Below are 1,113 nucleotides of genomic sequence, written 5' to 3'. Positions count from 1 at the left end.
AAGAAAAATGTAGGATATTGATGCTTGCCGGGCGGGTGGCCGCCCGCCCGGCAGCTGGTTGTCGGATCGTCACCTTCTTAGCCGTTTTGGGCTGTGGGGAGCAGGATCGCAACCGGCTCTTCATCTGGCCCGTGTGGTTGCAGGAACCTTGGGGTTCGTATCCAAGACAGGGACGACGAAGATGACCGATAATAGCATGATTTGTGCCGGAATCGATGTCGGCAAAAGCCATCTCGACATCGCCCTCCATCCCGGTAAGGCAAGGCTGAGGGTCACGTACGACACCGCTGGCCTGAAGGCGCTTGACGCCTTTCTTCGAGAGCATGACGTCAGCCGCATCGGCTTTGAAGCCTCCGGCGGCTATGAATGGCGGCTGCTGGCGCATCTGCGGGCCGGCAAGCGGCCGGCGGCGCGTCTGCAGCCGGCGCAATTGCGCTTCTTTGCCAAGAGCCGGCTCAAGCGGGCCAAGAACGATCGGCTCGATGCCGTGCTGATTGCGCTCTTCACGGCAAGTCTCGAGCAGTTGCCGGCGCTGCCGGACGCACGCTTCGACAAGTTGGCCGCCGAACTGACCTATCTGGAACAGATCGAGCAGCAGATCGCGCTGGTCAAGACCTTTGCCGAGACCGCCTTGTCGGAGGCGATCAAACGCCGCCACCTGCGCGAGGTCGCCCGCCTCGAAACCTGCCGCAAGGCCCATCTGCTGCGGCTCGAAAAGACGGTTCGCGACGATTGCGACCTGGCGCAACGGCTCGATCTGCTGATCTCCATCAAGGGGATCGGGCTGCGCAGCGCCCTGTGCTTGATCATTCGGCTGCCCGAGCTCGGCCATGCCAGCCGCGCCGAGATCGCCGCCCTTGCCGGCGTCGCACCCTATGACGACGATAGCGGAAAGTATCACGGCAGACGCCGTATCCAGGGTGGTCGCGAACGCCTGCGAAAGAGCCTGTTCATGTGCGCATTCACGGCAACCCGGCACAATCCGGATCTCGCCGCTTTCTACACGCGCTTGCGTCAGAACGGAAAGGAACACCTGTGCGCCGTCATAGCCGTCGCCCGAAAACTCATCGTCCTCGCCAACACAATCCTCTTTCGCAAGACCGAATGGACGCC

At 62.1% G+C, this 1,113-nt stretch carries 1 protein-coding gene; it reads left to right on the top strand.

Annotated elements, in window-relative coordinates; all coding sequences use genetic code 11:
• Window positions 1-181 precede the first annotated feature (181 nt).
• Window positions 182-1,113, top strand: a 932-nt coding sequence (locus ACQ7C1_RS31710; protein WP_430961218.1) for an IS110 family transposase, incomplete at its 3' end; no start/stop codon positions are given.

This window comes from Rhizobium sp. Nf11,1 (genome assembly GCF_050587665.1).
In the GTDB taxonomy this organism is placed as follows: Bacteria; Pseudomonadota; Alphaproteobacteria; order Rhizobiales; family Rhizobiaceae; genus Rhizobium.
The sequence above is the reverse complement of the archived record's forward strand: the minus strand, read 5'-3'. Positions and strand labels throughout refer to the sequence as shown.